Annotated in this window: 24 protein-coding genes and 2 pseudogenes; 14 read left to right on the top strand and 12 right to left on the bottom strand. The window is 69.4% G+C overall.

Annotated features, from left to right (window positions below; translation table 11 throughout):
* Positions 1-35: 35 nt before the first annotated feature.
* The 7 genes and pseudogenes from ACIREO_RS37665 to ACIREO_RS37635 all read right to left on the bottom strand — a co-directional run bounded on the left by ACIREO_RS37665 (position 36) and on the right by ACIREO_RS37635 (position 5,227).
* Entirely contained in the window at positions 36-1,070 is a 1,035-nt protein-coding gene (locus ACIREO_RS37665; RefSeq protein ID WP_404119021.1) for a serine hydrolase domain-containing protein, read from the bottom strand.
* A complete protein-coding gene (locus tag ACIREO_RS37660) occupies positions 1,067-1,987 on the bottom strand; it encodes a DUF6895 family protein (RefSeq protein WP_404119019.1) in 921 nt (306 codons plus the stop codon). The genes ACIREO_RS37665 and ACIREO_RS37660 overlap by 4 nt, the downstream gene beginning before the upstream one ends.
* Complete coding sequence (locus ACIREO_RS37655; protein ID WP_404119017.1) at positions 1,984-2,715, bottom strand: hypothetical protein; 732 nt, start codon at positions 2,713-2,715, stop codon at positions 1,984-1,986. Before ACIREO_RS37655 ends, ACIREO_RS37660 begins: the two co-directional genes overlap by 4 nt.
* A complete protein-coding gene (locus tag ACIREO_RS37650) occupies positions 2,712-2,894 on the bottom strand; it encodes a hypothetical protein (protein ID WP_404119015.1) in 183 nt (60 codons plus the stop codon). Before ACIREO_RS37650 ends, ACIREO_RS37655 begins: the two co-directional genes overlap by 4 nt.
* A gap of 137 nt (positions 2,895-3,031) precedes the next feature.
* A pseudogene (locus ACIREO_RS37645) lies at positions 3,032-4,379 on the bottom strand (hypothetical protein).
* A 134-nt stretch (positions 4,380-4,513) separates the two neighbouring features.
* Positions 4,514-4,894 carry a PPOX class F420-dependent oxidoreductase gene (locus ACIREO_RS37640; RefSeq protein WP_404119012.1) on the bottom strand — a complete coding sequence of 127 codons (381 nt, stop codon included), beginning with the start codon at positions 4,892-4,894 and terminating at the stop codon, positions 4,514-4,516.
* A 33-nt stretch (positions 4,895-4,927) separates the two neighbouring features.
* A complete protein-coding gene (locus ACIREO_RS37635; protein ID WP_404119010.1) occupies positions 4,928-5,227 on the bottom strand; it encodes a helix-turn-helix domain-containing protein in 300 nt (99 codons plus the stop codon).
* Positions 5,228-5,268: 41 nt separating this feature from the next.
* On the opposite strand from ACIREO_RS37635, the gene map reads away from it, so the two are divergent.
* Positions 5,269-6,036: a type I methionyl aminopeptidase gene (map, locus tag ACIREO_RS37630; protein ID WP_404119007.1), complete on the top strand. Its 768-nt coding sequence runs from the start codon at positions 5,269-5,271 to the stop codon at positions 6,034-6,036.
* A gap of 34 nt (positions 6,037-6,070) precedes the next feature.
* Here the strand turns inward: map and ACIREO_RS37625 are convergent, their stop codons facing one another.
* A complete protein-coding gene (locus ACIREO_RS37625) occupies positions 6,071-6,763 on the bottom strand; it encodes a glycoside hydrolase family 75 protein (RefSeq protein ID WP_404119005.1) in 693 nt (230 codons plus the stop codon).
* Positions 6,764-6,917: 154 nt separating this feature from the next.
* Positions 6,918-8,723 carry a gamma-glutamyltransferase gene (gene ggt / locus ACIREO_RS37620; protein WP_404119003.1) on the bottom strand — a complete coding sequence of 602 codons (1,806 nt, stop codon included), beginning with the start codon at positions 8,721-8,723 and terminating at the stop codon, positions 6,918-6,920.
* A 105-nt stretch (positions 8,724-8,828) separates the two neighbouring features.
* Between ggt and ACIREO_RS37615 the strand changes: the two are divergent.
* The 8 genes and pseudogenes from ACIREO_RS37615 to ACIREO_RS37580 all read left to right on the top strand — a co-directional run.
* A pseudogene (locus tag ACIREO_RS37615) lies at positions 8,829-9,091 on the top strand (hypothetical protein); the annotation flags it as partial.
* Between the two features lie 909 nt (positions 9,092-10,000).
* A complete protein-coding gene (locus ACIREO_RS37610; RefSeq protein ID WP_404119000.1) occupies positions 10,001-11,143 on the top strand; it encodes an ATP-binding protein in 1,143 nt (380 codons plus the stop codon).
* Entirely contained in the window at positions 11,140-11,550 is a 411-nt protein-coding gene (locus ACIREO_RS37605) for a roadblock/LC7 domain-containing protein (RefSeq protein WP_404118997.1), read from the top strand. The genes ACIREO_RS37610 and ACIREO_RS37605 overlap by 4 nt, the downstream gene beginning before the upstream one ends.
* A complete protein-coding gene (locus ACIREO_RS37600) occupies positions 11,547-11,927 on the top strand; it encodes a DUF742 domain-containing protein (protein ID WP_404118995.1) in 381 nt (126 codons plus the stop codon). The genes ACIREO_RS37605 and ACIREO_RS37600 overlap by 4 nt, the downstream gene beginning before the upstream one ends.
* Positions 11,902-12,492, top strand: coding sequence for a GTP-binding protein (locus tag ACIREO_RS37595; protein ID WP_404118992.1), 591 nt, complete (start codon positions 11,902-11,904; stop codon positions 12,490-12,492). Before ACIREO_RS37600 ends, ACIREO_RS37595 begins: the two co-directional genes overlap by 26 nt.
* 13 nt (positions 12,493-12,505) lie before the next feature.
* On the top strand, positions 12,506-13,867 hold the full coding sequence (locus ACIREO_RS37590; protein WP_404118989.1) for a cytochrome P450: 1,362 nt from the start codon (positions 12,506-12,508) through the stop codon (positions 13,865-13,867).
* 101 nt (positions 13,868-13,968) lie between these two features.
* Positions 13,969-15,222, top strand: a complete 1,254-nt coding sequence (locus ACIREO_RS37585; protein ID WP_404118987.1) for a cytochrome P450 — start codon at positions 13,969-13,971, stop codon at positions 15,220-15,222.
* A 75-nt stretch (positions 15,223-15,297) separates the two neighbouring features.
* Complete coding sequence (locus tag ACIREO_RS37580; RefSeq protein ID WP_404118984.1) at positions 15,298-16,062, top strand: enoyl-CoA hydratase/isomerase family protein; 765 nt, start codon at positions 15,298-15,300, stop codon at positions 16,060-16,062.
* A 271-nt stretch (positions 16,063-16,333) separates the two neighbouring features.
* Here ACIREO_RS37580 and ACIREO_RS37575 read toward each other — a convergent pair whose 3' ends face one another.
* Entirely contained in the window at positions 16,334-16,672 is a 339-nt protein-coding gene (locus ACIREO_RS37575) for a MerR family transcriptional regulator (RefSeq protein WP_404118981.1), read from the bottom strand.
* Positions 16,673-17,376: 704 nt separating this feature from the next.
* Between ACIREO_RS37575 and ACIREO_RS37570 the strand changes: the two genes are divergently transcribed.
* The 4 genes from ACIREO_RS37570 (at position 17,377) to ACIREO_RS37555 (ending at position 21,670) form a co-directional block, all read left to right on the top strand.
* Positions 17,377-17,766, top strand: coding sequence for an ATP-binding protein (locus ACIREO_RS37570; RefSeq protein ID WP_404118979.1), 390 nt, complete (start codon positions 17,377-17,379; stop codon positions 17,764-17,766).
* A gap of 670 nt (positions 17,767-18,436) precedes the next feature.
* Positions 18,437-19,408, top strand: a complete 972-nt coding sequence (locus tag ACIREO_RS37565; protein ID WP_404118976.1) for a carbohydrate ABC transporter permease — start codon at positions 18,437-18,439, stop codon at positions 19,406-19,408.
* Complete coding sequence (locus ACIREO_RS37560; RefSeq protein WP_404118974.1) at positions 19,398-20,312, top strand: carbohydrate ABC transporter permease; 915 nt, start codon at positions 19,398-19,400, stop codon at positions 20,310-20,312. The genes ACIREO_RS37565 and ACIREO_RS37560 overlap by 11 nt, the downstream gene beginning before the upstream one ends.
* Positions 20,313-20,323: 11 nt before the next feature.
* Positions 20,324-21,670 (top strand): ABC transporter substrate-binding protein, encoded by a 1,347-nt coding sequence (locus ACIREO_RS37555; protein ID WP_404118972.1) that lies wholly within the window; start codon positions 20,324-20,326, stop codon positions 21,668-21,670.
* A 77-nt stretch (positions 21,671-21,747) separates the two neighbouring features.
* Here ACIREO_RS37555 and ACIREO_RS37550 read toward each other — a convergent pair whose 3' ends face one another.
* Positions 21,748-22,323: a CGNR zinc finger domain-containing protein gene (locus tag ACIREO_RS37550; RefSeq protein ID WP_404118970.1), complete on the bottom strand. Its 576-nt coding sequence runs from the start codon at positions 22,321-22,323 to the stop codon at positions 21,748-21,750.
* A gap of 103 nt (positions 22,324-22,426) precedes the next feature.
* Between ACIREO_RS37550 and ACIREO_RS37545 the strand changes: the two genes are divergently transcribed.
* On the top strand, positions 22,427-23,602 hold the full coding sequence (locus ACIREO_RS37545) for an epoxide hydrolase family protein (protein ID WP_404118967.1): 1,176 nt from the start codon (positions 22,427-22,429) through the stop codon (positions 23,600-23,602).
* A gap of 29 nt (positions 23,603-23,631) precedes the next feature.
* Here the strand turns inward: ACIREO_RS37545 and ACIREO_RS37540 are convergent, their stop codons facing one another.
* Positions 23,632-24,009 (bottom strand): VOC family protein, encoded by a 378-nt coding sequence (locus ACIREO_RS37540; protein ID WP_404118964.1) that lies wholly within the window; start codon positions 24,007-24,009, stop codon positions 23,632-23,634.
* Positions 24,010-24,125 lie beyond the last annotated feature (116 nt).

Below are 24,125 nucleotides of genomic sequence, written 5' to 3'. Positions count from 1 at the left end.
GGGGCAAGACCATCGCCGTGAACCGGCGGAGTCGATCATGTTTCATACCCGAGCGGTCCACACGGCCCCGGAGGCCCGGCGTCCAGGCCGCGCAGAGCCCCGTACGCGGCCTGGACGAACGGTGCGAGCGGGGTGGGAGCCGTGTTCGTGAGGGCCACGAGGCCCGTGCCGGAGCCGGGGAGGAAGCCCGCGAAGGCGGTGAAGCCACGGGTGCCCCCCGAGTGGTGGAGCAGGGCACCGCCGGGGCGTGGGCGGAGGTTCCAGATGAGACACAGCCGGGAACCGGTTCGCGGCACGCTCAGCCGGGGCCGCTGCACCTCCGCCAGCGCGGTGCGCAGCGCGGGGTCCGGGGCGGTGTCCGGGTCCAGGAGTGCGGCCAGGACGCGCAGCAGGTCACGGGCGCTGGACCGCACGGCTCCCGCTGCGGCCAGTCCGGGCATCAGGAGGGCCGGGCGTGGGCGGCCGTGCCAATGCCCGGTGGCCTGGGGGCGGTTGGGGTCGCAGTCGGTGTCGGCGAGGCCGAGCGGGCCGGTGACTCGCTCGGCCAGCAGGGCGGGGTAGTCGCTGCCGGTGCCGCCGGCGGCCCTGGCGAGCACGTGGCCCAGCAGGCCCCCACCGAAGTTGGAGTACAGGACCCGGCTGCCGGGCCGGTGCCGCAGCCGGGTGCGGCGCAGCGAGGTGAGCAGGTCGCTCTCGGAGAACCCTGCGTACGGGTTGCTGAGCCATCCGCTGCGTACCGCCCGGGCGAGCAGGCCCGGGGGCAGCCGGGGCAGACCGGAGGTGTGGGTGGCGAGGTGGAGGAGGGTGAGCGGGGGCCCGGGAAGCCTGAAGGGCAGGTAGCGGTCGGCGCGGTCGCCGTAGCGGACCTCGCCCCGGGCGGCCAGTTCGGCGAGCAGCAGGGCGGTGAAGGTCTTCGTCAGCGAGCCCGTCTCGAACCGGGTGCCCTCCCCCACCGGGCCACGGCAGAGCACCGTGCGCTCGGCGCCCCGTACCGCCGCGACCACCGCCGCCGGCCCCTGGGCCGCGGCCAGGAGAGGCTGGAGACCGGTGGTCAGCGGCGGCCGCCTCACTCCTGGCCCGCCGCCCGGGAGAGCGCGATGGACCCGGCGACGGCAGCGACGACGACCGTGTGCTGATGGTCCGTGAAGCGCTGCTGCGGGTCGTCGTCGACCGGGTCACTGTCGCGGGGCACGAGTCCGTCCTCGTGCTGGAGCGCGGCGAGGGCCTCCCAGTCCTCCGTCCGGCAGTAGGGGTCCTCGATCGAGGCGCCCACGACGAGCAGCTCCGTGACCAGGTCCCACTGCCCCACCTCGCGCCAGATGTCGATCCAGACGGGGAGCCAGGTGCGTACGTAGTCGGCGAGTTCGGACGGCAGACCGCCCGGGTTCCCGCCCCAGTCGGTGAGGTGGAAGACGGTGTGGGTCATCGCGTAGGCGGTGATCCAGTTGATGGCCCACGGCTCCGGCCTCGCACCGAGCCAGGTCGCTCCGGCCAGCGCGTCGAGGTCCTCGGAGTGCTCCAGGCCCACGACACGGGCGGCGTTGGCGACGGCGAGCCGCCGGTTCGGCAGGACCTCGACGCTGCTCACCGACCGCATGCGTGAACGGTGGGCGAGGAGGCGGTCCAGCGCCTCGTGGCGGTAGCCGCAGCGGACGAAGGGGGCGTACATCTCCAGCGGGTCCGTCATCAGCGTGTGGCGGAGCTGGCGTTCGTAGATCATGTCGCCGCGCCTGAACTGCTCCCAGGTGAAGTCCATCAGGCTCTGGGCGGCGGCCAGACGTCCGGGTCCCGCGACGCCGTCGCGCAGGATCAGCGAGGCCGCGAGGGTGGTCTCCCCCAGGGGTTTGTAGACGCTGTCGGGGTCGGCCATGGTCTCGGTCGTGCCCGGCGGCAGGCCGCCGAGGTTCCGGTTGGCGTGCAGCCACGACAGTGCCCGGTCCGCCATGGTGCGGGCCGCCCGGGTGACCGGCTCGGGGATCGTCGTCATGTCTGCGCCGCCTCCTTGGGGGCCGTGCCGGGCCGCGGTTCGAGGAAGTGGCGGGCGATCGCCAGGTCCAGGGCGGCGCGCGGACCCGCCCCTCCCACCAGCCATACGTGCTCGGCCGCGATGTCCGGGTCCAGGGGCAGTTCCGCGCCCTCGTGGCGCAGCCAGGCCAGCCAGCGGACGAGGCGCACGGCGGTGGGGAAGTCGCGGCGCAGGATCGAGCGGCTGACTCCACGGCTCAGCGACAGGACCCCGCGGCGGGCCGCCTCGTGGACCGGGCCGTCGAGGCCGAGCGTGGCGAGCGGGGCGAGTTGTGCCATCCGGACCGACCAGCCGCTCCAGTCCTCGGCGGGACCGAGGCCGGCGTCGTGCGCCGGTGCGGGCGCGACCGCGCGCAGCGTGTCGTCCCCGGAGAGCCGGGCGAGCAGGACGGCGGTGGCGTGGTCGCGCCGGGCGACCGCCGCCTCTTCGGGGGCGTCGGACGGCGGGAAGGCGTCGAAGGCCTTGGCCACGACGGCGGCGTCCTGCGCCGGGAGGGGGTGGCCGGCCAGGAGATGGGGGCTGAAGACGTCGGCCCCCAGCACCCGGACGGCTGCCAGCGCCGCGAGGGTGTCAGGGGCGTCGTCGACGTACCGCGCCAGCTGCACAGCGCCCCCGGTGCCACTGAGGGCACCGAGGACACTGTCTGCCAGGGCGTCGGCCGCCTCGGCGAATGCGGAGTGGGAACTCACTTGCCCCGGGGCTCCTTCGGCTCCTTGGGAGACAGGAGGAGGAGCGCGAGCAGGAAGCCCGCGGCCTCGGGGGTGTAGAGCGGTGCGTCGCTGACGGCCGCCTCGGGCTCCGCCATCAGGGCGGTCAGCGTGGTGGTCTGGGCCGGTGTCGCGGTGAGAGCGATCTCCTGGGTAAGCATGGTGCCTCCACATCACTGGGGGGACATGTGCCACGTGTGCGGCTCTGCCTCGATCGACGATAGAGGGAGATTTAGGAATTATCTCCCCGAGCCCGTGCGGACTGGCGACGTGCATGGTCCACATAGTTCGACAGGCCCTACGGTGCCGCGATGCCCGCGACCCGCAGCGCGTGGACCACGTCCCACTCCCGCGCCACGGACACCTCTCGCGCCGCGGCGAGCAGCTGGGGGACGAGGCGGCTCGGTGCGCCCTCGGCGACGCGTGCCGCGTCCTGCGGGGTCCGTACGCGGACGAACGCACCCAGCAGCGCCCTCGCCTCCGGCTCCAGCCCCGCCCGGTCGAGGGCGACCACGGCGTCGGCGATCTCGTCGGCGGGTCGGGCGACGCCCTGCCGGAGCAGCTGCCCGCAGTCGTCGGCACGGCCTGCGGCCGCCAGCGCGCCTGCGGCGGCGGCGAGTTCTCCCGGCGGCAGCGAGGACACCTCCCACAGCAGGGTCGCCCGGTCGGCGTCCAGGCCGGCCGCGTGCAGGGCGACGGCGAGCCCCGGCAGATGCCCGGCGGGCCACGTCGCGGCATCGCAGAGCACGGCGTGCGCCTCACCGGTGCGGCCCGCCGCGCGCAGCCGTACGAGCCGCGCGACGGCGTCCTCGGCGGCCCGGCGCGCCGCCGAAGCGGGCCCCGCGCGGGGCCGAGGCGGCCGGTGAGGGAACCGGCAGTTCGGGCGCCTCCGAGGGGCCCGGCCCGGCGGCCGGGCCGTCCTCGATGTCCAGGCCCGCGAAACGCGCCCCGCGCGGCCTGCCGCGCTTCTTCACGAGGGCGGGCCCGGCCGCCTGGCCGTGTCGCGCCCCGTCGGATCCGGCGCCCTCCCGGAGGCGCAGGCCGGGGAGCACGTTCGTGCCGGCGGTGCCCTGGACGTCCTCCGGCCCCCGGAACCAGCTGTCAGGCACCGTCATCTCCACCGCCGCCAGCCGGTTGCGGAGCTCGGCGCAGCGGGCTGCGGCACGGGCGTGGTCGTCCCGAGCCCAGGCCATCGCCTCGGTCTCCCCGTCCGCCCCGGGCGCACCGTCCGCCCCTCCTGCCCCGAGCGCACCGTCCGCCCCGGCCGCGCCGGCCGCCCCGGCCGCACGCAACCGCCGCGCCGCGTAGGACTGCTCCCGGATCATCACGCCCAGCCGGTCGACAAGGGCCTGCCGCCCACCCGGGCGCCTGTCGTACGCCGCCGCCGACGCGGCGCACAGTGCGGCGGCGCGTACGGATTCCCGCGCGGTGAACGCGGTGCCGCGCAGCGCGGCGAGGTCCTGGAGCATCGACTCGACCACGTCCCAGGGCGGGACCTCCGAGCCGTCGAAACAGGCCCGCATGCCGTCGGGATCACGCGCGCAGAAGACTCCGTACCAGCCCTGCCGGGAATCGAGCCGGTCGGCAAGTTCTCGTAGGTACTGTGCGAACGCCCTTACTTCCACCGCATGTTGATGCACCGTCACCGTCGCCCTCACCGGTCGCCCGGGACTGGAACATTCCAGTCCGCGGGCATTCGACCGCAGGCGTGTTACGGGACGACTACGCACACTTTTCCGGCATGGTGCACCCGGAGTGCGGCCGAAGGGACGCGCCCCCGTCAGAGGGTGACGGCGATCCCCGTGTGGGGCCGCTTCCCCAGCCGCACGACCATGGCGGGCCAGTCCACGAGCCAGAACTTCCAGGTGTACTTCCGGGCCAGCACCTTGCGCACCGCCGCGGTCCCGTCCCCGTCGAGCAGCCGGGCCGTCCCCTCCGCGCTCGGTGCGCCCTCCGCGACGCGGCCGCGGACATCGCAGACGGTGACGAGGGCCCGGCTGTCGTTACGCAGCCGCTTGACCTTCCAGGAGTCGGACCGGGTCCAGACGTACAGCACGCCACCGTCCGCCGCGGCCCAGACAGGCGTGGCGACGGGCGTGCCGTCCTTCCGGTACGTGGTCAGGCTGACGTACTCACTGCGGGCGAAGTCCTGGAGAGTCACGGTCGCGACCCTACTCGGCCCACGCCACGGGTCCTACGCCGTGAGTGGCAGCTCCCCCGGTTCCGCCAGGACCCCTGGGACGTTCACCGCCACCGGCACGCAGTGCGTGAGCAGCTCGTCCATCGACAGCCCGAGGGCTCCCGCGAGCGCCGCGACCGTGAAGAAGGCGGGAGTCGGGGCCCGGCCCGTCTCGATCTTGCGGAGCGTCTCGGCCGAGATTCCGGCGCTCGCCGCGACCGCGACCATGCTGCGTCCGCCGCGCGCCTCACGCAGCACTTCGCCGAGCCGCTCGCCGCGACGGCGCTCTTCGGGTGTCAGGGGGTTACGTACCATGGCGTCATTCTAATACCGGTCGGACCGGTATAGTAATTGGCATGGTGCAACTCAAGACAGACACAGACATCAAGGCGATGCGCGAGGCCGGCCGGGTCGTCGCACAGCTGCTCACCGCCGCGCGGAAGGCCGCGATGGTCGGCGTATCACTCCAGGAACTCGACGAGGTGGCCCACGAGGTCCTGCGCGACGCGGGAGCCGGATCGCCCTTCCTCAACTACCGGCCGCACTTCGCTCCCACCCCGTTCCCGGCGGTGATCTGCACATCGGTCAACGACGCGATCGTGCACGGCATCCCGACCGGCTACCGGCTCCGCGACGGCGACCTGGTGAGCATCGACGCGGGCGCGATACTGGACGGCTGGGCCGGCGACTCGGCTGTCAGCTTCACCGTCGGCCGGGCCCGCCCCGCCGACACCCTGCTGATCGACACGGCGTACGCCGCCCTGGACGCGGGCATCGCGGCGGCGGTCGTGGGCAACCGGATCGGCGACATCGCCCACGCGATCGGCACGGTGTGCCGAGGCGCCGGATACGGCATCCCGGAGGGTTTCGGCGGCCACGGCATCGGCAGGGCGATGCACGAGGACCCAGGCGTCCCGAACGAGGGGCGGCCCGGCCGGGGCATGCCGCTCCGGCACGGGATGGTGCTGGCCATCGAGCCGATGCTGATCGCGGGCGGCGGCGACGTGTTCCACCCCGACCGGGACGGCTGGACGCTGCGCACGGATGACGGCAGCCGTGCGGCCCACGCCGAGCACACGGTGGCCATCACGGACAGCGGCCCCCAGATCCTGACGGCGCTCTGACCTTCGGCCGGGAGCGGCGGGGCCGGTCGTCGGTTCAGCCGTCGTCGACGAGCTTCCGGGCCAGCGCCTCGCCCGCGGTGGCGGCGGCTCGACGGCTCTCGATCGGTGACACCGTGGAGTTCCTGAACAGGATGTACGTGACACCGGACGCGGCCCCGCCGGTCCTGGGGTCGGGATCGATGCCGAGCGCCTCCGCCGCGGCGTACGACGCCTCCCCGATGATCCCGGTGGGCCCGGTGTCCCCGACGACGGCGTACCGGACCTTGCCGCGGTAGATGACGGCGGCCACACCGCCGCCGCTGATCCCGGACCTGGTGTGGTTCCAGAGCGGCCCGGCTCCCGGTACGACGACGTAAGGCAGCCGGGCGGAGTCCAGGGGCTTGCCCGCCGAGGTCTGGAACGCCGTCTCCGGCTGGAAGGAGGGGTCGGTCCTGCTGCTGCAGGCCTTGGTGACCCGGCCGTCGCAGTCGATGTCCATGTCCGCCTTCCAGAACACGGCTCCCTTCGTACCGCACACCGGCACCTTCGCCGGTCCCCCTTGGTCCGTCCGGTACCTCCCGTGGGAGATCCGGGTGCAGTTCTTCACCCGGGCCAGCAGCTCCTCGGCGCTCACCGGGTCCTTCCCGGTCGCGCCGGCGGCGGTGGGGAAGGCTGCGGCGGGGAAGGCCGTGGCGACGACCAGAGCGGCGCCGGAGACGGCGGAGAGGGCGAGCTTTCGCGTACGCACCGTGGGGGGATGCCCTTTCACTGGACGCGAAGAACCCCGGCGGGTCCTTCCTTTCCTGCGCGGCGGACAGGCCCGGCCGCGTCATGGCCTCGGGGCCGGCACGACGCGGCTGACGCGACATACCGGCCCCGAGGCCACTGCTGCTGCCGAGCGGTCACGAACGCCCGCTCGGATGCACCACCATGGCCGAGCCACCGCCCCGCCGCACCTTTTCCGCCGCCGCGAGCCAGCGCCCGTCCGGGAGCCGCTGGACGCCGGTGGCCGCCCCGATCTCCGGGTTCGCCTTGAACACGTGTCCGAGCGCCTCCAGCTCCCCGCGCACCGGGCTGTCCCACAGCCCCGGCTCGATCTCGGTCGTGGCCGCGTTCCGCTGGCTCGCGCGTGGCGCGGCGATCGCGTCGACCAGCGGCAGCCCCCGGTCCACGTGCCCGATGAGCGACTGCAGGACGGTGGTGATGATCGTGGCACCGCCCGGCGATCCCAGAGCCAGCACGGGCTTTCCGTGTTCCAGCACGATGGTCGGCGAGATCGACGAACGCGGACGCTTGGCCGGGCCCGGCAGGTTCGGGTCGTGCACCGCGGGATCGGCAGGTGCGAACGAGAAGTCGGTCAGCTCGTTGTTGAGCAGGAAGCCCCGCCCGGGCACGGTGATACCGCTGCCGCCCGTCGACTCGATCGTCAGGGTGTAGGCGACGACGTTGCCCCACTTGTCGGCGGTCGTCAGATGCGTCGTGTTCTCGCCCTCGTACGTCGTCGGGGCGGCCCTGCCCTCGGTGGAACAGGCGGCGGGATCGCGCGGGTCGCCCGGGGCGAGCGGGCTGGTGAGCACCGCGTCGTCCTTGATGAGGCACTCGCGCGAGTCGGCGAAGCGCTGGCTGAGCAGCCCCCTCGTCGGGACGTCCTCGAACGCGGGGTCGCCGACCCAGCGGCCCCGGTCGGCGAACGCGATCCTGCTCGCCTCGATGAGACGGTGCAGGTACTGCGTCTCGCTCGCCTTCGAAAGGTCCGTCGACTCAAGGATGTTGAGGGCCTCACCCACGCTCGTACCCCCCGAGGAGGACGGCGCGATGCCGTACACGTCGAGTCCCCGGTAACCGGTCTTCGTCGGGGCCTGACGCAGTGCGCGGTAGCCCTTCAGGTCCCCGGTCGTCAGATCTCCCGGACGCACCACCCGCCTCGCCGCCGGGTCCACGGGCGGTTTGCGTACGGTCGACACGATGTCCCGGGCCAGCTCGCCCCTGTACAGCTCGTCGACGCCCTCACGGCCGAGCGTCCTGTACGTACGGGCGAGGTCGGGGTTCTTGAAGACCGATCCGGTCACCGGCAACTCTCCGCCGGGCAGGAAGAGTTCGGCGGTCGCGGGAAAGTCGGCGAACCGCTCCTGGTTGGAGGCGGTCTGGGACCGGAAGGTCTCGTCCACGACGAATCCGTCGCGCGCCAGCCGCTCGGCCGGTTCGAGCAGCCGCCGCAGGGGCTTGCTGCCCCAGGCGTCCAGCGCCTTCTCCCAGGTGGCGGGCGTGCCGGGGGTGCCGACCCCGAGCCCGCTGGTGACGGCGTCACCGAAGGCGATCGGCTTCCCGTCCTCCAGGAAGAGCGAGGAGTCCGCGCTGCGGGGTGCGGTCTCTCGGCCGTCGACGGTCTGGACTCTGCCCGTCGCGGCGTCGTAGTGGACGAAGTACCCGCCGCCTCCGATACCCGCCGAGTAGGGCTCGGTGACGCCGAGCGCGGCGGCGGTGGCGACGGCCGCGTCGACGGCGTTGCCTCCCTTGCGGAGCACCTCGACACCTGCCGCCGAGGCATCCGCGTCGACGCTCGACACGGCTCCTCCGTATCCCACCGCCACCGGCGACTTGGGCGGCGGTACGGGTGGTGCCGAGGCGGCGGGTGCCGCGGCGCCGAGCGAGCCGATGACAGCGATCACGATGGGGAACGACACATTCCGGCCGACGGAATGACGCATCCGTACCTCCTGTGAAGAATCGTCCGCGCAGGGTAACGCCGCATCGCCCGTATCGTCAGGACCGCCTCGGCCACGCGTCCGAAGGGACCGCTGACATGCCCGCTCATGACTGACGACATCCGCAACATCGTGCTCGGCCTCATAGCCGCCGGCATCAGCGCCGCACTCGGCCGGTCAACCGGGACGCCGGCGGTGACGGCGCGGTCCACCGCCACGACGTCTTCGCCCTTCTCGAACTCTCGGCCCTCATCAAGGACTGCGACGCCCACGCGCAGATCGTGTCCCATGACACCGCCCACCAGGGCTTCGGGGAACGCACGGAGTTCTGCGTCGGCGGCCCGGGGTCGAAGGGCCGCGTTCTCCATCACCCACAATGGACTCAATGGCCAGCGGTTTCAGGCTCGCACGTATCTCGACGGGGCCGGCTGCCAGGGCGGTACAGCTTCCATATCCTTCAACGGCATCATGGCCTCTGCCAGAGCCTCGACCATTGTGCGCGCGGAACAGCTGGATCTCGCGCTCTCCGCGCGAGCGGAGCTGAACCGGTCAACGCCCGGACGCTCGGCCCGCTGAATCCTTTGCCCGGACACCGCACGTCGGTCCGGGCTCCGAGGTCCACCGCCCAGCGCGTTCGAGCGCTGCAAGCCGAGGCCGAGGATGGCCTCTTCCAGGGTCACGGACCGCCACCGGATCAACCGCAGCGGTGACCGGCAGCCTCAACCGCGCTCCGCACACCATCACGCTCATCCACACGCGGCTCGACCCGGCCAGACGTCATGCCGGGGTCCGCCACATCCGCACCGGGTCCACACCGTTTCCCCACGACCGTGCCCCTGGCAAGTGCTCCGAGGCACGATCAAGGGGGATGATTCGCCCGAAAAAGAGGCAACGCCCCGGTCTCACGTCGTATCCCCGCGACCCGCAACGCTCACCAATTACCCCAAACCAGCAACGCCGCTGAATAGCCGTCAGGTGACTGAAAAGGAACAGATCGACCCACGATCCGATCCCCCCGTGGTGATACGATCATCGAGCTTGCCAAGCGGCGAGGAACCCGCTATGGCATCACTGGAAAGTCAGCGCATCGGCCCAGAATCCGCCACCCCCCGGGGGAGACCTATGCCATCAGCCAAGCCCCTCAAAACTGTCCGGCCAGGCGAGCATGCGCGACCGACCCCACATATCTGTGGGTACAGGACACCTGTGACCGGGGACGTACTCGACCGCACCCGCCGGACATTCAGTATCCGGTGGCCAAGTCGCCCGAAGAGAGCCTTATGACGCAATACCTCCAGGATCCAGTTTTTTGGGTTCTGATCGCTGGAATTCTTGTCGCAGTCATCGCGATATCCCACGGCAGGAAGAGGATATCCGAGCTACACAGAGACAAGGAGGAGCTGAACACTCACTACGCGAATCTCGAAAATCACTACACGGAGGCCGTCGAAGAAGCCAAGGACCGGGCCGAGGAAGCGACGAAGACCGCGCTGAAGTCGGCCATGCGTACGCTTCAGGGCCTCGCCGGCGAACAGCAGTTGGCGATCACGAAGCTGCAGGAGAAGTACGGGGAACTCCAGATCCTCCAAGACCTCCTTGATATCGACCACATGAACTCGCAGTTCGCCCGACGCGCCCAGTCCATCGCCGTGCTCTGCGACGGCTGGCTCGGCAGGCAGCGCGCCGCCGCATCGCTCTATGACGTGGTCAGGAGCGCGAAGGGGCGCATCCGCTACTTCACCCGTGTGGAAATCCGGGCCCAGACGAACTTCGCGATCGCCAGCCGCGCCGTCGAACCGGTCGCGCTGACCCTGGCCGAGCTGCTGGACAACGCAACCAGTTACTCCGCGCCGGAAACGGTGATCGAGATCAACATCCGCCCCGTACCCAAGGGCGTCTGCATCATCGTCGACGACGCCGGTGTCGGCATGAACGAGGAGGAGAAGGAGCGGGCCGCGAAGCTCCTTTCGAGCGAGCGCTCCCCCGGTGTCTCGGGGCTGGGGAACCCGCCGCAGTTCGGGTTCACCGTGATCGGCGTCCTCGCCGCCAGGTACGGCTTCACCGTCTCCGTGGACTCGACCTCCCCCTACGGCGGTGTGCGAGCAGTCGTGCTGCTTCCGGAGGATCTCCTCACCACCATCCAGGCGCCCGAGCCCGAGCCCGAGCCCAAGGAGTCCCCCACGGTGGCCGTACCCCCCTCGATGCCGCCCGAGGAGAGCCCGGTGGCCTCCTCGACCACCCCGGGAGGTCTGCCCAAACGGCGGCGCAGAGGCGCGATATCCATCGTGCCGGCCGTCGACCCGACGGACGTACCGGCTCGTTCCAGCGAACAGGCCGCTTCCGTCATGGGCGCGTTCCAGCGCGGAACACAGTCCGGCCGCCGTTCCACCAACGCAAGCAGCGAAGGGCCTGAGACTCAGTGAATTACGACCTGTCATGGATGCTTGACAGTGCCCTGGAAGTGCCCGAGGCGCAGCACGCCCTTCTCGTGTCCGCCGACGGTCTTCTCATGGCACGCTCGAAGGGCGTCGGTAAGGACCAGGCCGACACCGTCGCCGCGGCCATCAGCGGAATCCAGTCGCTGAGCCGGACGGTGGTCGACTTCTGCGGCACACCGGAAAGCCGGCACCGTCAGTGGCGCCAGACCCTGGTGGAGTTCGACCACGGCTGGGTCTTCCTCATCTCCGCCGGCGAGGGCGCCTATCTCGCGGTTTCCGCGACGCCCGACGTCGACATGGCCGAGATCACGTTCCGCATGCAGCAGCTCGTCGGACAGCTGGGCAAGGCCCTGTCCACGCCCCCTCGCGAGATTGACGGCACCAAGGCATGACGACACCGGACGAGCCTGAACAGGAACAGCCCCCCACCCCCTTAGTCCCGGCCTATGTCATCACCAACGGCCGCAGTCTCCTGGACGACGACACGTTCTCGCTGATCACCCTGGTGACGACCGCTCAGGACTCACCGGCAGTACAGCATCTCGCCCCGGAGAAACGGCGTCTTCTGGAGCTGTGCTCGGGGGGACACCTGTCGGTGGCCGAGATCGCCGGGCACACCCAGTTCCCCGTCGGCGTCGTCAAGATTCTGCTGTCCGATCTCACCCAGGGCGGGCACCTCGTCACGCGGGCCCCGATACCCGCCGCGAAACTCGTCGACCGGAACATATTGGAGCAGGTGCTGCATGGCCTTCAAGCCCGATTTGGATGACGGTGTCTATCTCCGGGAATCGGTGCAGACCGCAGCGAAGATCCTGGTGGTCGGGCACTTCGCTGTGGGCAAGACCACGTTCATCGCAACGATGTCCGAGATTCCGCCACTGCGCACCGAAGAGGTCATGACGCGGGCGGGCGAGGGGATCGACGACCTCAAGGGCACGACCGACAAGACCACGACCACGGTCGCGATGGACTTCGGCCGGCTCACGCTCAGCGAGGAGCTGGTGCTCTACCTCTTCGGGACGCCGGGGCAGCAGCGGTTCGTACAGGTCTGGGAGGACATCTCGCGCGGTGCGCTCGGGGCGCTGGTGCTGGTGGACCCGGAGCGCCTCGACGAGTCCTTCCCCGTGATGGACCTGGTCGAGCACTACGGGATTCCGTACACCATCGCCGTGAACCGCTTCGGCGATCGCCCCGATCACGCGGACGAGGAGATCCGGGAGGCACTTGACCTGCTGCCCGAGACACCTCTCGTCAGCTGCGACGCCCGCGATCAGCGTTCCTCCGCGAACGCACTGATCACGCTCGTCCGTTACCTCCAGTCACGCCTCAACTAGGAGCTCGACCCCCATGCAATCCCCCTCGGACTTCCCCGCACCGCCACCGGGATGCCCCGCACACGGCAGCGGTGTTCCCCTGTACGGCCCCGAGTTCGCCGCCGATCCGCACGGCTTCTACGAGTACCTGCGGACGTTCGGCCCCGCCGCGCCCGTCGAGCTGTCGCCCGGTGTGCACGCCTCGCTGGTCACGGACTATGCGGCGGCGCTGCACGTCCTGCAGAATCCGGAGACCTTCGTCCGGGACGCGCGGCGCTGGCGCGCGCTCAACGCGGGCGAGGTCCCCCTGGACAGCGCGATCGTCCCCATGATGTTGTACCGGCCGAACTCGCTCTACTCCGACGGCGCCGCGCACATGAGGCACCGCCAGGTCGTGACCGAGACGTTCGCACGGATCGACACGCACCGGCTGAGCCGGCACGTCGACCGGGTCGCCGACTACCTCATCAGCGAGTTCAACGGCCGGGGTCGGGTTGATCTGGTCGCCGACTACGCCCAGCTGGTGCCGCTGCTGGTCTTCAACGAGCTCTTCGGCTGCCCCGCGGAGCTGGGCGACCAGCTGGTCTTCAGCATCTCCAGCCTGATGGACGGCATCGAGGCGGACAAGGCCATCGCGCTGCTGACCGAGACGCTGATGGAGCTGATCGCCCTGAAGCGCGCTCAGCCCGGTGACGACGTCACCTCCTGGCTGATGCAGCACCCGGGCCGCCTGACGGACGAGGAACTGATCTCCGAGATCATGACGCTGATCGGAGGCGGCGCCGAGCCCACCCAGAACCTCATCGGCAACGCGCTGCGGCTCCTGCTGTCCGACGACAAGTACGCGGGCGGCCAGTACGGCGGGAGCCTGCTGGTCGAGGACGCCATCAACGACGTGCTCTGGAACAACCCGCCCATAGCCAACTGGGCCGGCCACTATCCGGTGCACGACGTCGAGCTCTCCGGGACGAAGCTGAACGCCGGGGACCCCGTCCTCATCAGCTTCGCCGCCGCCAACAGCGACCCGAGCCTCTCGACGAGCCGTCAGACACTCAGCAAGCGCGCCCATCTGGCCTGGGGTGCGGGCCCGCACGCGTGCCCCGCCAAGGACCCGGCGCTGCTCATCTCGATTCTGACGATCGAGAAGCTCCTCAACAAACTGCCGGACATCGAGCTGAGCGTCCCGGTCGAATCGCTGACGTGGCGGCCGGGTCCGCTACACCGCGCGCTGACCTCGCTGCCCGCCCGGTTCACCCCGGTACGCAGGGAGAGTTCGGCCGCCGCACGCTTTTCCGCCGATGCCCGTTCCGCAGCGGAAACTCCGGCGGGCGAACAACAGCGACGGGCCCGAAGGGGGAATTTCTGGAGCAGCTTTCTCTCCTGGTGGAAAGAGTGACATGCGCCACACCACATGGGTGATCGCAGTCGCATGGGCGTTCCGCCCGAGGGGTAGTCAGGGCTGGAAACCTTACGTGATCCTTTGAGAGAAAGATTCTCGTGGAACCCACCCTGCCGACCGCAACCGTCGACCGCCGCACCGTGGCCTCTCTTTTCTCCCGGCTACGTACCGGGAAGGGCCAGTCGAATCCCCGGCCCCTCTACGCGGAACTGAGGGAGCTCGGGGATATCTTCCCCTCCCCCTGGGGCGGACACCTCGTCACCTCGTACGCGCTCTGCGACGAGGTCATGCGGAGCAGAACATGGCAGGTACCCGATGCCCGGTGGAGGGCCGGGCAGGACAATGCCGCGCGCTGGAACACACCGGCCTCACTGCAAACTGCAAAATCACTTCCCATGCTCAATCCGCCCCACCATACGAAAGTGCGGCGTTCGGCGGGCAACATGTTCGACCGAACAAAGCTGGCGGAAATAGAGATTTCGATAGCGAAGAATGTCGAGAAGGTGCTCGACGTCTTCGAGAAAGAGTTGCTCAAGGGGCCTGCGGACTTAAATTCCCTGGTCGCCGACGAGCTGCCCGTCCGGTCGATCGGGGAATGGCTGAGTTTGCCGTCAGGCGATTATTCCCGGCTCAGGTCCCTGACCAATGACCAGACTCTCAGCCAGGAGTTCTTCCCGTCCCCCAGCCAGCTCACGCGGGCGGACGCGGCGGCCCGCGGGCTCCAGGAGTACGTCACCGCACTGGTGCGGGAGCGTCGCGCGAGGCCGGGGGACGACCCGGTCTCCTCGTGGATAGCGACCTGGGACACGCTGGAACCGGACCGGGAGAAGGCCGACGCCGAGGCGCACTCCATGACGGTCTTCGTGATCGTCGCCGCCCTGGAGACCACGGAGCACCTGCTGTCCAGCATGGTCCGACTGCTGCTGGAACACCCCGAGCAGCTGGAGCGACTGCGCACCCACCCCGAGTACATCTCGCACGTGGTCGACGAGACCCTGCGCTACGACCCGGCGATACACGCGATCAGCAGGACAGCTCCGCACGACATCGCGCTGGGCGGCACCCTGGTCCACAAGGGCGAGATGGTGCAGTTGATGGTGGGAGCGGCCCAGCACGATCCGCGACAGTACGAGGATCCCGAGAAGTTCGACGTCCGCCGTAAGCCGCCCCACTTCGGTTTCGGCAGCGGAATCCACTACTGCCTCGGTGCGCCACTGGCGCGGCTGGAAGGCGGCCTGCTGCTGACCTCGATGCTCAGGCGGCTGCCCCGGCTGCGGATAAGCGAACCGCCCGCCTGGGAGCCCCGGGTTTCGTTCCGCCGGCTCAACCACCTCATGGTGACACCGGCCTGAACCGGGCCGCACCGAAGAGAGGAACCGTTTCATCGTGCCCAGTCTTCAGAAACCGTCCGTCAGGAATCAAGAAATATGATCGATGATCTCAAGGCCCTGCACATCGAGCACGACGACGCGGTGGTGAAAGTCCGGTTGAACAGTCCGGAGACCGGAAACGCGATATCCGGACTGCTCCTGGACGAACTCCTCGCCGTCCTCGGCGCACTGGACGACCATCCCACTACCCGCGTCCTGGTCCTCTCCGGCGCGGGCACCGACTTCTGCCTCGGCGGAGACCGCACCGAATTCCCCTCCCTGCTCTCCCCGGAGACCGGCAACGCGAGCATGCGCGCGCTCGCCAACAAGGCGCGCCGCATGTGCGACCTGCTGGCGAACACCGGGGTCGTCACCATCGCGCGGCTGCACGGCGGCGTCGTGGGGGCAGGGCTTGGACTCGCGGTCTTCTGCGATCTGCGCGTCGGAGCGGACACCAGTCACTACCGGATACCGGAGCTGGGACTCGGCGTACCCCCGGCCTGGGGCGGAATCACCGCCCGGATGCTGTACGAGACGGGCGCCGCCCGGATAAGGGAGCTGCTGCTCACCGCCGACAGGTTCGACGCCAACCGGGCCGCCGAACTGGCCATCCTGCACAAGGTCGTTCCGGAGGACCAGCTCGACGCCACCGTCGACCGCTGGACCAAGCCGCTGCTGCGCCGCTCCCCCACGGCTCTGCGCACCACGAAGGCCATGCTGAACTCCTATGCCGGCGCCCACCGCCTCGGCGATGCCACGCTGTTCGACGCCGAGCTGCTGACCGCCGCGGTCACCGCGGCCGAGGCCGCCCGGCGCCGCTGACCCGCTCTTCATCGGCCAGGGCTTGGGACTGATCAGGCACGGCACGGCGATTGGGCGCCCCGGGTCACACTGACACCCTGATCGGCACACCCCGGTTCGCCGGGCGGGCGGCTGATAAGGGGCACACGTCGTGTGCCAGGACGGTCAGTCGGGACACAGAGCCCCGCAGCTCCTGCCCGGGCCGTGGCCGAACCGCGGTGCGTTCCGGCAGTCAGGGCCGAGCAGGCGCGTGCGCCTGCTCGGCTCCTGGATCTGCTGTTGCAGATCTTCGTCAGCCCGAACCGGATGGATTCGACGGTGCGTCGGCGCGGCGGTATTCGGCGTTGATGCGCTGGGCTTCCTCGAGTTGGTCCTCAAGGATGACGATGCGGCAGGCGGCCTCGATCGGGGTCCCGCGGTCGACGAGTTCCCGGGCCCGGGCCGCGATGCGCAGCTGGTAGCGGGAGTAGCGGCGGTGGCCGCCTGCGGAGCGTAGCGGGGTGATGAGGCGGGCTTCGCCGATGGCGCGGAGGAAGCCTTGAGTGGTGTTGAGCATCTCGGCGGCCCGGCCCATGGTGTAGGCGGGGTAGTCGTCGTCGTCGAGACGGCCGACGGTCTCGTCTGCGGGCATTGCACCTCTCTGTGGAACGCACTGGAGGGGCCCTGGTGCCTTATGGCACCAGGGCCCCGAAGGAACTGCTACACCATCTGCCGGCCCTTCGACTGCGCCGGCCTTCTGTGTCCGCTGACCCGACGGGAGTGCTGTCGGGGATGCGGGGATCGCGGTTGCTTGACCGGAGACCACCTCACTATCGATGTCCTGCGGTACCCGGGCCCTGCCATTCCGCCCGGGCGATCCTGATGGCGCCTGTTTCCTCCGTTCTTTCCCTCTGGTGATCAACTGCGTACTGCTGGTGCTGCGTCATGCTTCGTGGCCTGTCGTGGCGCCGTCTTCGGCCGCCAGCCACTCTTACGGGTACTGCTCACGGCGGCCCCTGATGACTGCGGGCCGCCCGGTCCGGTCGCCAGTCCCGTCGCCGTCCTGCAACAACCCTGGCTTCGAAACTCCGCCACCGCACCGTCCTGCACACTGCAACCAAGTACTACTGCCTGGCAGTTCGTCTCTGCCGGGCCCTGCCGACTTCCTTGGCTACGAGAGAAACCATAACCACACCAGAGCCCAATGTCTACTCTGACCGACATAGATTTTCGCGTGTTCGGTAATGAGGAAACCGGCCTCGGGCAGCGATGCCGCAGGGTTTGCCGGGGCGTAGGCCGGGCAGGAGCACCGTCCAGGTAGAACCCGGCATGACGACGCAGAGACCAGGTGGCCTGATGAACACGATGAGCGTCACCGTTACACCCGCCCGCTCCGCGACAGCCGTCGCCGACGCACGCGAGACCGCCCGGGCCTTCCTCGATCGTTTCGTACGTCCGATCGCTGCCGAGGCCGCCGACAGCGTGATCCTGGTCGTCTCGGAGCTGGTCACCAACGCCCTGCGCCACGGCGGCGGCACCTGCACGCTGAACCTGAACACGCACCCGGACGGCATCGAGGTGGCCGTGCACGACCGCTGCCCGCAGGGCCCTCGTATGCGCACCCCCGACCTGAGCGGCGGCACCGGAGGCTTCGGCTGGCCTATGGTCAACCGCCTCGCCCACGCCACAGCGGTCACCCGCCTGCCATCCGGCGGCAAGACCGTCATGGCCCTCATCGCCCGATAGTGCCAAGCCCCGGCACGCTCCTCCGATCCGGATTCCCCGGGCCTCCCGGCAGGCTCCGGGCAGTCGGCGTGCCGAGCCGACGTGAGGCCATGAGGCTTCGCCTGCTCGCATGCTTTCCTGAGCTGCCCGTGCTGCGGCCGGCGACCGGTGAGGGCCTGGACGCGAGAGCGGGCGCCGAGCAGGCCGAGTCCGCTGCCGCGTGAGGCTCGACGCCCTCGCGGACGATCCACCCCGAGCAGGTCGCGCGAGGCGGCATCAGCTTCCAGGTCACCGGCATCGCCGAGCGCGTCGCCGAGCCCGTCACCGCCACCGTGTGGGTACGGGTCAACGGCGCCGTGCGGATCACCGGCGTCGCGGAGGAGACCGCCACCGCGACACGCGCCTTCCGCCGCGCCGATCCAGCGGGGTAACGGCCGGGTCGGCTCCCCGAGGAGAGCTGAATCACCACTGCGCGGGCGCAGCCGCTCGATCAGCATCTCAAGGGCCACGCCGGGCACCGCACACACAACTGCCGGACCGTGCACCACTCTTGACGCGGCACCACGCGGGTCCCTACGTTCAGCAGACTCGCCCACTGAACCCGGTTCATCGACATGAACCCCCTGAAACGTTGCAACCCCCTGCTCGCGCACCCCTGTGCCCCCATGCGGCCGCCCCAGGGAGCCCCTGTATGAGCCTCGCCGAACTGCAGCATCTGACTACCGAACGGCGTGGGAAGCCACGCCTGCGCAGTGACGAACGCAAGGAACTACGCAAGCGCCGACGGGCCTCCGAGCGCGACAACAAGGCCGCCGCGATCTTCCTCCTGCCCTGGCTCCTGGGGATGATCGGGCTGACCGTCGGACCCATGCTGGTCTCGCTCTACCTGGCGTTCACCGACTACAACCTGCTCCAGGACGCCAACTTCACCGGTTTCGACAACATCGTGAAGATGATCAACGACGGGCGGCTGCACCAGTCCCTCGGGGTCACGTTCACCTACGTCCTGATCGGCGTGCCGCTCCAGCTCGTGGTCGCCCTGGCGCTCGCGATGCTGCTCGACCGCGGAATGCGCGGTCTGTCGTTCTACCGTTCGGCCCTCTATCTGCCGTCCCTGCTCGGCGGCAGCGTCGCCATCGCCGTCCTCTGGCGCGTGATCTTCGGCGACGACGGACTCTTCAACGGGCTGCTCGCGGTCTTCGGCGTCACAGGCCAGAACTGGATCTCGAATCCGGACACCGCGCTCAGCACCATCATCCTGCTGCACATCTGGCAGTTCGGGTCCCCGATGGTGATCTTCCTGGCCGGTCTGCGGCAGATACCCCGGCATTACTACGAGGCCGCGTCCATCGACGGGGCGAGCACCTGGCGGCAGTTCCGCTCGGTGACGCTGCCGCTCCTGAGCCCGATCGTCTTCTTCAACCTGGTGCTCGGGATCATCAACTCCTTCCAGTCGTTCACGCAGGCGTTCATCGTCTCCGGTGGCACAGGCGGGCCCGCCGACTCGACGCTCTTCTACACGCTCTACCTGTACCAGGAAGGCTTCGGTTCCTTCCTGATGGGTTACGCCTCCTCGCTGGCCTGGCTGCTCCTCGTCATCATCGGGGCCTTCACCGCTGTCAACTTCTGGGCCGCAAAGTACTGGGTGTTCTATGACGACTGACACGGCCGCGCAGCCGCCCCTGCCCCCCGCACCGGCCCCGCCCGACACGGCGCGCCCGGTGGCCGGGAAGCCCGTCCGTGCTCCTCTCGCCCGGGCCGGGAAACACGTGCTCATGGTCGCGATGGTGGTGATCGCGCTCTATCCCGTGGTGTGGATGGCCGTCAGCTCGCTGCGGCCCGAAGGCCGGATCTTCACGGACACCGGCATCTTCCTCGACACCTTCAGTCCCGAGAACTACACCAACGGCTGGAACGCGCTCTCCCACCCGTTCAGCACCTATCTGCTGAACTCCGCGATCGTCACGCTCGGCGCGATCATCGGCAATCTGCTGAGCTGCTCGATGGCGGCCTACGCCTTCGCGCGCCTCTCGTTCCGCTTCCGCCGTACCACCTTCGCCGTCATGCTGATGTCGATCATGCTGCCGATCCACGTCGTGATCGTCCCGCAGTACGTGATCTTCGCGCAGCTCGGCTGGATCAACACCTTCCTGCCGCTGATCGTGCCGAAGTTCCTCGCCGTGGACGGGTTCTTCGTCTTCCTGATGGTGCAGTTCATCCGCAATCTGCCACGCCAGCTGGACGAGGCCGCGCGGATCGACGGCGCGGGCCACGCGCGTATCTTCCTGCAGATCATCCTGCCGCTGATGAAGCCCGCCCTGGCCACGGCCGCGATCTTCACGTTCATCTGGACCTGGGGCGATTTCTTCACCCAGCTGGTGTTCGTGACCGACCCCGCGCTGTACACCGTCCCGGTCGCACTGCGCTCGTTCATCGACGCCCAGTCCCAGTCCTCTTACGGCGCGATGTTCGCGATGAACGTGGTGTCGCTGCTTCCGGTGCTGCTCGCCTTCGCCGTCGGCCAGCGCTACCTGATCCGCGGTATCGCCACCACCGGCATCAAGTGAGGCCCGAAGACATGCCACAGCACACCTCACCGATCCGTCCGTCCCGCCGCACGGCGGTCCGCGCGCTGGCCGCGCTGGCCGGCGGGGCCGCGCTCTCCGGCTCCACGACGAGCTGCTCCGTCGGCGGGCCGACCGGTCCCGACCGGCTCTCCGACGGACCGGTCACCCTGCGCATGACCTGGTGGGGCGGCGACGCCCGGCATCAGGCCACCCACAAGGCCATCGCGCTGTTCGAGAAGAAGTACCCGCGGATCACGGTCGAGGCGGAGTTCGCCGACTGGAACGGCTACTGGGACCGGCTCGCCACATCCGCGGCGGGCGGCAACTCCCCCGACGTCATCCAGAACGACATCGCCTACCTGGCCTCGTACGCGGAGCGCGGCGGACTGTTCGACCTCGGTCGCTCCGGGCACTTCGACGCCTCCCTGTTCACCGAGGAGACGCTGGACACCGGACGGCACAACGGCGGGCTGTACGGTGTCCCGGCCTCGGTCACCTCCATGGCCATGCTCGTCAACCGCACCACGATCGACGCACTCGGCCTGCGGCTCCCCGACACCCGGTCCTGGACCTGGGAGGACCTGGAGAAGTTCGGCAGCGAGGTGACTCGCGCCTCCGGCGGCAAGGTGCACGGTGCGATCCCGCTCGGCGGCCCCGGCATCCCGATCCTGTGGGCGCGCCAGCACCGGCAGGAACTCTTCGGCCGGGACGGGAACGTCGCGGTGGACCCGAAGGTCCTGGGCGCCCTGTGGGAGATGACACGGAACTGGTCGGAGAACGGAGCGGCGCCCACTGCGGGCGTCATCGTCGACAGCCAGGTACTGCCCCTGGACCAGTCGCCGATCGCCACCGGCAAGGTCGCCGTCTCGCCGTCCTGGTGCAACCAGCTCATCGCGTACAAGGCCGCGGCCGACGGTGACCAGCTGGAACTCGTGGACCTGCCCTCGCGTCCCGGCAGTCCACGCCGCCACCAGTTCGTGAAGCCCGGCATGTACTGGTCGGTCTCGTCCCAGACCAGGCATCCTGCGGAGGCCGCGCTCCTCGTCAACTTCCTGGTCGGCGACAAACAGTGCGCCAAGGTGCTCGGCGCGGAGCGCGGCATCCCGGCCGCCGCCCGCACCCGCGAGAGCATCGCTTCCACCCTCGCTCCCGACGACACCGCCGCCCTGCGCTACATCGAACGCATGGAGAAGAGCCTGGCCGGCGCCCCGCTGCCGCTCTTCCCGAACGGCGCGAGCGCAGTCGAGGACAGCCTGACCCGCTACTCGGAGGAGGTGCTCTTCGGCCGGAGCAGCGGTCCGGAGGCGGGCGCGGCCTTCGTGGACGAGCTCAGCGGTCTGATCGAGTCGGCCAGGTAGCCGGATCACACCGCGGCACTGACGGACCTATCAGCTGGGGTCGAAGTGGTCGCGATGAATGGGTTCACCGGTGCCGATCACTCCGCCGATCCGGGGTCTTTGCGCTGGTTGGCATTGAAGCGCGCCTTCTTCTGGCGATTCCCACACGTGTTCATGTCACACCATTTGCGGGTGCGACTCTGGCTGGTGTCGAAGAAGGCGGCTCGACAGGTCGGTGATGCGCACAGGGCCAGTTTTCCGTCTCGTTCGCCCGCGATGATGCTGACCGCGTCGGCGGCGATCACGCTGAGGGCGTCTTCCACGCTGGAAGCCGAGCCGAGCAGCCATCGCCGCTCACCCTCGGGCGTCAGGATGGCCGCGGCCCGGCCCTGAGCGCTGCAGTCATTGATGACTCGGACAGCAGACGCAGGGAGAGCGTCCTGGATCGCGGCCGCGGTCGCGGCGGCGTGAATCGCCTCCCTCAGCTCCCGGGCCAGGTCGAGCTGGGCAGTGGTGCAGGACGCCACTGCAAGGCCGTTCACCGCCAGCCAGTCGACGAGTCGGTGTGGTGTGGGAATGCGCTCCACAGCGTCGCCACGACGCTCCGACAGAGTCCCGGTGAAGCTGGTCGCCAGCACGGTACCGAGGCGGAAGTCAGGGAATCCAGCAGGCATGGAACCACCTTAGCGGGTTGCAGCATGGCTCGGAGAACTGCTAGAACCGTCTTAGCCGGTTCGCGTTGGGTCGCAGCCGGTTCCACGACGGCCAGGAGGTCTCATGCCCCGTCTCACCAGCGACGTGCAAGCATTTGAAGCCCACGCGACCGACGCCGACCTCGACGATCTGCGGGCGCGACTGGCCGCGGCGCGGCTACCGGAGGCCGAGACGGTCGACCGTGCCGCGCCCGGCCCCAGCCGATGGGGACAGGGCGTCCCTCTCGCCGACCTCGTCGATGTCGTGGACTACTGGCGCACCGGGTACGACTGGCGGTCGTTCGAGGAGCGCCTCAACCGGATCGGCCAGTTCCGCACGACCATCGATGATCTGGGAATCCACTTCCTGCACCGCCGGTCCGCGCGCGCGGATGCCACTCCGCTGATCTTGACGCACGGCTGGCCAGGCAGCATTGCCGAGTTCATCGATGTGGTGGACGAGCTGGCAGATCCGAAAGACGCAGGCGCTCCGGCGTTCCACGTCGTGGTCCCGTCGCTGCCAGGCTTCGGTTACAGCGACAAGCCGGCCACCACCGGGTGGGGAATCGAGAAGATCGCGGCCGCATGGGTGGAACTGATGGCAAGGCTCGGCTACAGCAGGTTCGTAGCCCATGGCGGCGACTGGGGAGGCAGTGTCACCACGGTTCTCGGCGGCAGGTTCCCGGAGCACGTCCTGGGCATCCACACGTTGTTCGCGGAGGCGCCGCCCGGGTTGACAACGGACGGGCTCACGGCCGCCGAGTGCAAGTGGACCGAGGAATCCCGCGATTTCTGGCGCCACCACCGGGCGTACGCGAAGCAGCAGGCGACCCGGCCGCAGACCATCGGCTACTCGCTCGTCGACTCACCTGTCGGTCTTCTCGCCTGGATCCTGGACAAGTTCGCCGAGTGGTCGGACACCGAAGACAGCCCGTTCGAGACGATTTCCATGGACCGCGTTCTCGACGACGTCACCCTCTACTGGCTGACGCGGACCGGCGCGTCGTCGGCCCGCATCTACTACGAGACTCCCAACTCGCTGGACCCCGGACTCCGGGTCGACGTCCCGTCGGCGATCACCATGTATCCCCGCGACAGCGAGAACATGTGTCCGCGCCCCTGGACCCAGGAGCGGTACCGACAGATCGTCCGGTGGGCGACACCCGAAATCGGGGGGCATTTCCCGTCGCTGGAGGTTCCCGGGTATTTCGTCAAGGATCTGCAAGAGGGCCTCGCGGCGGTGCTGGCCGCTGATCGGTGAACGCGGCTGGGTGTCCAAGCCCGGCATCGTCACTGGTGGATGAGCCGCCGGACCAGCTCCGGGACCCACTCGACGTACTCGACCTCCGACCCGTCGGCGTGGCGGGCGTAGAGGAACCGCCCCGTCGGGCCGCTCGTCATGGGAGTGGTGACGGTGGCGTCAGCGGCCTTCAGGGTCGTCGCCAGGGCGTCGAGGTCCTCGACAACCACGGTGGCGGAGGCATGCGCGTACTTCGCACGCTCGTCGGCCGGCCCTGCGATGACGAGAAAGTCGCCGATGGCGGCCAGTTCCACGGACTGGAACGCCAGCCGCAGTTCCGGCTGCGCGCCGGTGAGTTCCGCAAGGAGCGGCAGCGCTTGGTCCAGGTCGTCGGTCCACAAGCGGGCGTACGTCTTCAGGATGCTCATGAGCGGTTCCATGTGTTCTCAGCCACGGGCTGGCGCGCCGGGCAATGGTCTCCAGTGGTTACTTGGGAACCGTAGGTGCGTAAGCTCTGGTGCGGAAGAACGCACTTTGCGGTGAG

The organism is Streptomyces sp. NPDC102441 (assembly GCF_044765585.1).
Classification (GTDB): Bacteria; Actinomycetota; Actinomycetes; order Streptomycetales; family Streptomycetaceae; genus Streptomyces.
The sequence above is the reverse complement of the archived record's forward strand: the minus strand, read 5'-3'. Positions and strand labels throughout refer to the sequence as shown.

Coding starts and splice junctions, on each gene's coding strand:
- ACIREO_RS37560 (WP_404118974.1), top strand. CDS start 19,398: ATGACGACTGACACGGCCGCGCAGCCGCCCCTGCCCCCCGCACCGGCC.
- ACIREO_RS37610 (WP_404119000.1), top strand. CDS start 10,001: ATGACGCAATACCTCCAGGATCCAGTTTTTTGGGTTCTGATCGCTGGA.
- ACIREO_RS37600 (WP_404118995.1), top strand. CDS start 11,547: ATGACGACACCGGACGAGCCTGAACAGGAACAGCCCCCCACCCCCTTA.
- ACIREO_RS37540 (WP_404118964.1), bottom strand. CDS start 24,009: ATGAGCATCCTGAAGACGTACGCCCGCTTGTGGACCGACGACCTGGAC.
- ACIREO_RS37580 (WP_404118984.1), top strand. CDS start 15,298: ATGATCGATGATCTCAAGGCCCTGCACATCGAGCACGACGACGCGGTG.
- ACIREO_RS37555 (WP_404118972.1), top strand. CDS start 20,324: ATGCCACAGCACACCTCACCGATCCGTCCGTCCCGCCGCACGGCGGTC.
- ACIREO_RS37570 (WP_404118979.1), top strand. CDS start 17,377: ATGAACACGATGAGCGTCACCGTTACACCCGCCCGCTCCGCGACAGCC.
- ACIREO_RS37575 (WP_404118981.1), bottom strand. CDS start 16,672: ATGCCCGCAGACGAGACCGTCGGCCGTCTCGACGACGACGACTACCCC.
- ACIREO_RS37590 (WP_404118989.1), top strand. CDS start 12,506: ATGCAATCCCCCTCGGACTTCCCCGCACCGCCACCGGGATGCCCCGCA.
- ACIREO_RS37595 (WP_404118992.1), top strand. CDS start 11,902: ATGGCCTTCAAGCCCGATTTGGATGACGGTGTCTATCTCCGGGAATCG.
- ACIREO_RS37635 (WP_404119010.1), bottom strand. CDS start 5,227: ATGGTACGTAACCCCCTGACACCCGAAGAGCGCCGTCGCGGCGAGCGG.
- ACIREO_RS37545 (WP_404118967.1), top strand. CDS start 22,427: ATGCCCCGTCTCACCAGCGACGTGCAAGCATTTGAAGCCCACGCGACC.
- ACIREO_RS37660 (WP_404119019.1), bottom strand. CDS start 1,987: ATGACGACGATCCCCGAGCCGGTCACCCGGGCGGCCCGCACCATGGCG.
- ACIREO_RS37565 (WP_404118976.1), top strand. CDS start 18,437: ATGAGCCTCGCCGAACTGCAGCATCTGACTACCGAACGGCGTGGGAAG.
- ACIREO_RS37650 (WP_404119015.1), bottom strand. CDS start 2,894: ATGCTTACCCAGGAGATCGCTCTCACCGCGACACCGGCCCAGACCACC.
- ggt (WP_404119003.1), bottom strand. CDS start 8,723: ATGCGTCATTCCGTCGGCCGGAATGTGTCGTTCCCCATCGTGATCGCT.
- map (WP_404119007.1), top strand. CDS start 5,269: ATGGTGCAACTCAAGACAGACACAGACATCAAGGCGATGCGCGAGGCC.
- ACIREO_RS37550 (WP_404118970.1), bottom strand. CDS start 22,323: ATGCCTGCTGGATTCCCTGACTTCCGCCTCGGTACCGTGCTGGCGACC.